This is a genomic window from Variovorax sp. Soil_C_19 (genome assembly GCF_057657255.1).
This window is the reverse complement of record NZ_JBDGIV010000011.1, coordinates 161,939-169,928: the sequence shown is the minus strand read 5'-3', so window position 1 is coordinate 169,928 and position 7,990 is coordinate 161,939. Positions and strand designations below refer to the sequence as shown.

Here is a 7,990-nt window from a genome sequence, read left to right as displayed (position 1 = left end):
GGCGCATGCGGCGTTGCCAATGCTCGCTGGACATCAGTCCAGCTTGCGCTTGGCGCCTTGCCTGCGCCCTGTCTCGCGCAACGCGGGGCCATGCCCAAGCCCGGCAGCCTCCTAGAGCCTCGGGCTTCGCACTGCGGGCCCGCCACGCGAGAGACAAAGCAAATGGCCAATCAAACCCCCTCCAGCCCCTCCACGCCTTTCGGTCCCGTCACCTTCGCATGCGAGGGCGACGTGTTCGTCGTGACCATCGACAACCCGCCCGTCAATGCGCTCGGCGTGGACGTACGCCGTGGTCTGGTGGCCGCGATCGCGGCGGCCGAGGCCGACAGCGCCGCCAAGGCCGTGCTGCTCGTGGGCGCGGGCCGCAACTTCATCGCGGGCGCCGACATCCGCGAATTCGGCAAGACGCCGCAGCCGCCCTCGCTGCCCGAGGTGTGCCTGGCGATCGAGAACTGCAGCAAGCCGGTGGTGGCCGCCATCCACGGCGCCGCGCTCGGCGGCGGGCTCGAAGTGGCGCTGGCGGCGCACTACCGCATCGCCTCGCCCAGCGCCAAGCTGGGCCTGCCCGAAGTGGCGCTCGGCCTGCTGCCGGGCTCGGGCGGCACGCAGCGCGCGCCGCGCCTCATCAGCGTGAAGCCCGCGCTCGACCTGATGCTCAGCGGCCGCCATGCGGGCGCGAAGGAAGCGCTGTCGCTCGGCCTGGTCGACAAGCTCGGCAACGACGCCGATGCGCGCGCCGAGGGCCTGGCCTACGCGAAGGAACTGGCCGCCGCGAACGCGCCGGTGCGCCGCACGCGCGAGGCCGCCGGCCTGGCCGACAAGGACGCCAGCCGGGCCGCGCTCGACGCCGCGCGCGCCGACACCGCCAAGAAGAGCCGCGGCCTGTTCTCGCCGATGAAGATCATCGAAGCCGTCGAGGCCGCGCTCACGCTGCCCTTCGACGAAGGCATGGCGCTCGAGCGCAAGCTGTTCATGCAGTGCATCGACAGCCCGCAGCGCGCCGGGCTGATCCATGCGTTCTTCGCCGAACGCGAAGTGCTCAAGGCGCCCGAGACCAAGGCTGCCAAGCCGCGCGCGCTCGACGCTGCCGGCATCGTTGGCGGCGGCACCATGGGCGCGGGCATCGCGGTGGCCATGCTCGACGCCGGCCTGCCGGTGACCATGATCGAGCGCGACGACACGCAGCTCGCGCGCGGCCGCGCCAACGTCGAGAAGGTCTACGACGGCCTCATCAAGAAGGGTCGCATGACCGACGAAGCCAAGGCGGCGGTGATGGCACGCTTCAACGGCTCCACCAGCTACGACGCGCTCGCCCAGGCCGACATCGTGGTCGAGGCCGTGTTCGAGGACATGGCGGTCAAGAAGGCGGTTTTCGCCGAACTCGACCGCGTCTGCAAGCCCGGCGCGGTGCTCGCCACCAACACCTCGTACCTCGACATCGACGAGATCGCCGCCAGCATCTCGCGCCCTCAGGACGTGGTGGGCCTGCACTTCTTCTCGCCGGCCAACATCATGAAGCTGCTCGAGATCGTGGTGCCCGCCAAGGTCAGCGCCGACGTGGTCGCGACGGGCTTCGAGCTCGCCAAGAAGCTCAAGAAGGTGCCGGTGCGCGCGGGCGTGTGCGACGGCTTCATCGGCAACCGCATCCTCGCGGTGTACCGCCAGGCGGCCGACCACATGATGGAAGACGGTGCCTCGCCCTACCAGATCGACGAGGCGGTGCGCAACTTCGGCTACCCGATGGGGCCGTTCCAGGTGTCGGACCTGGCGGGCGGCGACATCGGCTGGGCCACGCGCAAGCGCAAGGCCGCCACGCGCGACCCGAAGGCGCGCTACGTGCAGATCGCCGACCGCATCTGCGAGCGCGGCTGGTTCGGCCAGAAGACGCAGCGCGGCTACTACCTCTACCCCGAGGGCGCACGCACCGGCCAGCCCGACCCCGAAGTGCTGGCCATCATCGACGCCGAGCGCCAGCGTGCGGGCGTCACGCCGCGCGCCTTCACCAAGGACGAAATCATGCGCCGCTACATGGCCGCGATGGTTAACGAGGGCGCGAACGTGGTGCACCAGGGCATCGCACTGCGCCCGCTCGACGTGGACGTGACCTTCCTCTACGGCTACGGCTTCCCGCGCCATCGCGGCGGCCCGATGAAATACGCCGACACGGTGGGCCTCGCGAAGGTGCTGGCCGACATCCGCGAGTTCGCCAAGGAAGACCCGCTGTTCTGGCAGCCCTCGCCGCTTTTGGTCGACCTGGTCGAGCGCGGTGCCGATTTTTCGAGTCTGAATCAATCCAACTAAGGACAACGCCATGCGCGAAGCCGTCATCGTTTCCACCGCCCGCACCCCGCTCACCAAGGCGCACCGCGGCGAGTTCAACATCACCCCGGGCCCGACGCTCGCGGCCTTCGCGGTGAAGGCCGCGGTCGAACGCTCGGGCCTCGACCCGGCGCTGATCGAGGACGCGATCCTCGGCTGCGGCTACCCCGAGGGCACGACCGGGCGCAACATCGCGCGCCAGGCCATCATTCGCGCGGGCCTGCCGATCTCGATCGCCGGCACCACCGTCAACCGCTTCTGCGCTTCGGGCCTGCAGGCCATCGCGATGGCGGCGGGCCGCATCGTGGTGGACGGCGCGCCGGCCATGATCGCGGGCGGCGTCGAAAGCATCTCGCAGATCCGCGGCCGCAGCGCCACCGATGCGGGCGACAACGGCATGGACCCGTGGATCGTCGAGCACAAGCCCGCGCTCTACATGGCGATGATCGAGACCGCCGACATCGTGGCCCAGCGCTACGACATCAGCCGCGAGGCGCAGGACCGCTTCTCGGCCGAGAGCCAGCGCCGCACCGAAGAGGCGCAGCTCGCCGGGCGCTACAAGGACGAGATCGTGGCCTGCACCACCACCATGGCGGTGACCGACAAGGAAACGAAGGAAGTCAGCTACCGCGAAGTCACCGCCACCGAAGACAACTGCAACCGCCGCGGCACCACCTACGAGGCGCTCGCCAAGCTCAAGCCCGTGATGGGCGACGACAAGTTCATCACCGCGGGCAACGCCTCGCAGCTGTCCGACGGCGCCTCGGCCTGCGTGCTGATGGAAGCCAAGGACGCGGAGCGCGCCAACCTCCAGCCGCTGGGCGTCTTCCGCGGCCTCGCAGTGGCGGGCTGCGAGCCCGACGAGATGGGCATTGGCCCGGTGTTCGCGGTGCCCAAGCTGCTCGCGCGCCACGGCCTCAAGGTCGAGGACATCGACCTCTGGGAGCTCAACGAAGCCTTCGCCTCGCAGTCGATCTACTGCCAGGACAAGCTCGGCATCCCCTCGGAGCGGCTGAACGTGAACGGCGGTGCGATCTCGATCGGCCACCCCTTCGGCATGACCGGCGCGCGCCTCACGGGCCATGTGCTGATCGAAGGCAAGCGCCGCGGCGCGAAGTACGCCGTGGTCACGATGTGCATCGCGGGCGGCATGGGCGCGGCGGGCCTCTTCGAGATTTACTGAGACCGAGAATTCATGGACCTGAACTTCACCCCCGAAGAAGAAGCCTTCCGCGCCGAAGTGCGCGCCTTCCTCGCCGACAAGCTGCCCGCGCGCCTTTCCGACAAGGTGAAGAGCGGCAAGATCCTCGAGAAGGCCGACATGGCCGAGTGGCACGCCATCCTCAATGCGCGCGGCTGGCTTGCCAACCACTGGCCCGAGCAGTACGGCGGCCCGGGCTGGAGCGCGGTCGAGAAATTCATCTTCGAGAACGAATGCGCGCTCGCCTTCGCGCCGCGCATCGTGCCCTTCGGCGTGAACATGCTGGGCCCGGTGCTCATCAAGTACGGCAACGAGGCGCAGAAGCGCCATTGGCTGCCGCGCATCCTGAACGGCGACGACTGGTGGTGCCAGGGCTATTCGGAACCCGGCGCGGGCTCCGACCTCGCCGCGGTCAAGACCTCGGCCGTGCGCGGCATCGACGCCCAGGGCGACCACTTCATCGTGAATGGCCAGAAGACCTGGACCACGCTGGGCCAGCACGCCAACATGATCTTCTGCCTGGTGCGCACGAACCGCGAGGCGAAGAAGCAGGAAGGCATCAGCTTCCTGCTGATCGACATGGCCTCGCCCGGCGTGGAAGTGCGCCCGATCATCACGCTCGACGGCGAGCATGAGGTGAACGAGGTGTTCTTCTCCGACGTGCGCGTGCCGGCCGAGAACCTGGTCGGCGAGGAGAACAAGGGCTGGACCTGCGCCAAGTACCTGCTGACCTACGAGCGCACCAACATCGCGGGCGTGGGCTTCTCGGTGGCCGCGCTCGAACAGCTCAAGGGCATCGCGGCGGCGCGCACGAAGAACGGCCGGCCGCTGGCCGACGACCCGGCCTTCGCGGCGCGCCTGGCGCGCGTGGAGATCGACCTCGAGAACATGAAGACCACCAACCTGCGCGTGATCGCGGCGGTGGCCGGCGGCGGCGTGCCGGGCGCCGAGAGCTCGATGCTGAAGATCCGCGGCACCGAGATCCGCCAGGAGATCTCGTCGCTCGCGCGCCGCGCGATGGGCGTGTACGGCCGGCCCTTCGTGGCCGAGGCACTGAAGGACGGCCATGACGGCGAGGCCTTCGGCCCGGACTACGCATCGGCCGCCGCCTCGCGCTACTTCAACAACCGCAAGCTGTCGATCTTCGGCGGCTCGAACGAAATCCAGAAGAACATCATCTCGAAGATGATCCTCGGTCTTTAAAGGAACGGCATGAACTTCGAACACACCGAAGACCGGCGCATGCTCGCCGACAGCCTGAACCGCTTCATCGCCGAGCAGTACGCCTTCGATGCGCGCGACCGCATCGCGCAATCCGAGCACGGGTTCAGCAAGGAGATCTTCCAGCAGTTCGCCGAACTCGGCGTGATCGGCGCGCTGTTCAGCGAGGCCGATGGCGGCTTCGGCGGCAGCGGCTTCGACATCGCCGTGGTCTTCGAGGCGCTCGGCCGCGGCCTCGTGGTCGAGCCGCTGCTCGGCGCGCTGATGGTCGGCGAGGCGATCAGCGCCGCCGGCAGCGGCACGCAGAAGGAGAAGCTCGGCGACATCATCAATGGCGCCCTCGTCGCGGCCTTTGCGCACGACGAGGCCGACACGCACCACGAGCGCACGCGCGTCGCGACCCGCGCCGAAAAGATCGGCGACGGCTGGGTGCTCCACGGCGCCAAGGCCGTGGTGCCGCAGGGCGAGCAGGCCGACCTGCTGCTGGTTTCGGCGCGCACCGCGGGCGATGTAGACGACGCGGCCGGCATCTCGCTGTTCCTCGTGCCTGCGAAGACCGCCGGCGTCGCGGTGCGCGGCTGCCCCGCCATCGACGGCGGCCGGGTCGCGGAGATCACGTTCGACGGCGTGAAGCTCGGCACCGATGCACTGCTCGGCAGCGAAGGCCAGGGCCATGCGGTGCTCGAACGCGCGATCGGCCGCGGCGTGCTTGCGCTCTCGGCCGAGGCGCTGGGCGCGATGGAAGCGGCCAAGACGGCCACGCTCGAGTACCTGCGCACGCGCAAGCAGTTCGGCCTGCTGATCGGCAGCTTCCAGGCCCTGCAGCACCGCATGGCCGACCTGCTGCTCGAGATCGAGCAGGCGCGCTCGGCGGTCATCAATGCCGCCGCCGCCATCGACGGCAGCGACCGCCTGGCGCGCGAGCGCGCACTGTCGTCAGCGAAGTTCAGCATCGGCCGCATCGGCGCGCTGGTGGCCGAAGAGAGCATCCAGATGCACGGCGGCATCGGCATGACCTGGGAGCTGCCGCTGCCCCACTACGCCAAGCGCCTCGTGATGATCGATCACCAGCTCGGCGACGAAGACCACCACCTGCAGCGCTACATCGCACTCGCAAAGGAACCGGCATGACCCCCCCCAAGACCGTCCTCGTCTCGCAGGAAGGCGCCGTGCGCATCCTGACCAACAGCAACCCCGGCGCGCGCAACGCGATCACGCCGACGCTGTATGCCGAGCTGTCGGCCGCGCTGACCGACGCCGAGCGCGACCCCGAAGTGGGCGCGGTGGTGTTCACCGGCGCGGGCGATTTCTTCTGCTCGGGCGGCGACCTGAATCTGCTCGCCACGCGGCGCGAACTGCCGGTCGCCGAGCGGCGCAAGATTCTCGAAGGCCTCAACAACCTGATCCGTGCGCTGCGCGACTGCAAGAAGCCGGTGATCGCGGCCGTCGAAGGCGGTGCCGCGGGCGCGGGGCTGTCGATGGCGCTGGCCTGCGACATGCTGGTGTCGGCGCGCGATGCCTTCTTCACCGTGGCCTATGTCAAGGTCGGCCTCACGCCCGACGGCGGCGCCACGGCGTTCCTGGCCGAGTTCGTCTCGCGCCAGGTGCTGACCGAGCTGTGCCTGACCGGCGACCGCATGACGGCCGAGCGCCTGAACGAGCTCGGCGCGGTCAACCGGCTGACCGACAAGGGCGCGGCGCTGGCCGAGGCCGTCGCGCTGGCGGCGCGCATCGCCACCGGTCCGCAGCGGGCCACCACGCGCATCAAGGCGCTGTGCCGCCAGGCGCACCATGCCACGCTCGAGGAACAGCTCGATGCCGAGGCGGTGTTCATGGTCGAGTCGCAGGGCGATGCCGAAGCGGCCGAAGGCATCGGTGCCTTCCTGGGCAAGCGAAAGGCCGATTTCGTGGCGCTGCGCCGCGGCGGCGGGAACGCCAGCTGACGCCAAGACTCCCACCGTTCCTCATGCCTGCCTCGCACGCCGTGCGGGGCTTTCCTGTTTTCCGAAAGACATCTTCTCTGCCATGGCTTCACTGAATTCATCCCTGCCGCTGGCCGGCGTGCGCGTGCTCGATCTGTCACGCATCCTGGCCGGCCCCTGGTGCGGCATGGTGCTGGCCGACATGGGCGCCGAGGTCATCAAGGTCGAGCACCCGGGCCGCGGCGACGACACGCGCGACTGGGGCCTGCGCGTCGGCGACACCGAGACGGCCTACTTCAACAGCGTGAACCGCAACAAGCGCTCGGTCACGCTCGACCTGCAGACGCCCGAGGGGCAGCAGATCGCGCGCGACCTCGCAAAGCAATGCGACGTGGTGCTGCAGAACTTCAAGTACGGCGGCATCGACAAGCTCGGCCTCGGCTACGCGCAGCTCAGCCAGGAGGACCCGCGCCTCATCTACTGCTCGATCTCGGGCTACGACCGCACCGGCCCCGAGGCGGCACGCCCGGGCTACGACCTCGTGGTGCAGGGCGAGGCCGGCCTGATGGCGATCAACGGCGAGGCGAACCAGCCGCCGCTGAAGTTCGGCGTGGCCGCGGTGGACCTGTTCACCGGCATGTACTCGGCGCAGGCCGTGCTCGCGGCGCTCTACCAGCGCGAGAAGACGGGCCGCGGCCGCCACGTCGAGATGGCGCTGTTCGACTGCGGGCTGATGATCACGGCCTACTACGGCCTCGAGGCGCTCCTGATGGGCGAGGACCCGCCGCGCTTCGGCAACTCGCATCCGTCGATCGTGCCCTACGGCGTGTTCGACGCGGCCGACGGCCCGGTGGTGATCACCGTGGGCAACAACGCGCAGTTCGCGCGCTTCTGCACCGAGGTGATCGAGCGGCCCGACCTCGCGGCCGACGAGCGCTTCAAGACCAACATCCTGCGCTCGGCAAACCGCGCGGTGCTGCTGCCCGAACTTCACGCCGAGCTGGCGAAGCGCCCGCGCGCGCTGCTGCTCGAGAAGCTCACGGCGGCGGGCATTCCCTGCGGCGAAGTGCTGGGCCTGCACGAGGCGCTGCGCAGCAAGCGCGCGACCGAGGCCGGGCTGGTCACCCAGCAGCCGCACCCGGTGGCCGGCACAGTCGACGTGCTTGCGCCGCCCTACCGTTTCGATGGCGAGCGCCTGCCGGTGCGCAGCGCGCCGCCCACCCTGGGCGAAGGCACGCGCGACGTGCTCACGTCCCTGCTCGGCCTGTCGGAAGAACGACTCGCCGCGCTGAAATCCAGCGGCGTCGTCTGAGAAGCTCGCGAACGA

General features: G+C 69.4%; 6 protein-coding genes. All 6 read left to right on the top strand.

Translation table 11 applies throughout. From position 1 onward, the window contains the following. Positions 1 to 162: 162 nt before the first annotated feature. Positions 163 to 2,301 carry a 3-hydroxyacyl-CoA dehydrogenase NAD-binding domain-containing protein gene (locus tag AC3A6R_RS20245; RefSeq protein WP_487865375.1) on the top strand — a complete coding sequence of 713 codons (2,139 nt, stop codon included), beginning with the start codon at positions 163 to 165 and terminating at the stop codon, positions 2,299 to 2,301. A 10-nt stretch (positions 2,302 to 2,311) separates the two neighbouring features. After that, complete coding sequence (locus AC3A6R_RS20240) at positions 2,312 to 3,502, top strand: acetyl-CoA C-acyltransferase (RefSeq protein WP_487861759.1); 1,191 nt, start codon at positions 2,312 to 2,314, stop codon at positions 3,500 to 3,502. 12 nt (positions 3,503 to 3,514) lie between these two features. Next, the gene (locus AC3A6R_RS20235; RefSeq protein ID WP_487865374.1) at positions 3,515 to 4,723 is read left to right on the top strand and encodes an acyl-CoA dehydrogenase family protein; all 1,209 of its coding nucleotides are present in this window, start codon (positions 3,515 to 3,517) and stop codon (positions 4,721 to 4,723) included. 9 nt (positions 4,724 to 4,732) lie between these two features. Further along, positions 4,733 to 5,872 carry an acyl-CoA dehydrogenase family protein gene (locus AC3A6R_RS20230; RefSeq protein WP_487865373.1) on the top strand — a complete coding sequence of 380 codons (1,140 nt, stop codon included), beginning with the start codon at positions 4,733 to 4,735 and terminating at the stop codon, positions 5,870 to 5,872. After that, positions 5,869 to 6,684: an oxepin-CoA hydrolase, alternative type gene (locus tag AC3A6R_RS20225; RefSeq protein WP_487861762.1), complete on the top strand. Its 816-nt coding sequence runs from the start codon at positions 5,869 to 5,871 to the stop codon at positions 6,682 to 6,684. The genes AC3A6R_RS20230 and AC3A6R_RS20225 overlap by 4 nt, the downstream gene beginning before the upstream one ends. A gap of 82 nt (positions 6,685 to 6,766) precedes the next feature. Beyond that, positions 6,767 to 7,975: a CaiB/BaiF CoA transferase family protein gene (locus AC3A6R_RS20220; RefSeq protein ID WP_487861763.1), complete on the top strand. Its 1,209-nt coding sequence runs from the start codon at positions 6,767 to 6,769 to the stop codon at positions 7,973 to 7,975. Positions 7,976 to 7,990: the final 15 nt, after the last annotated feature.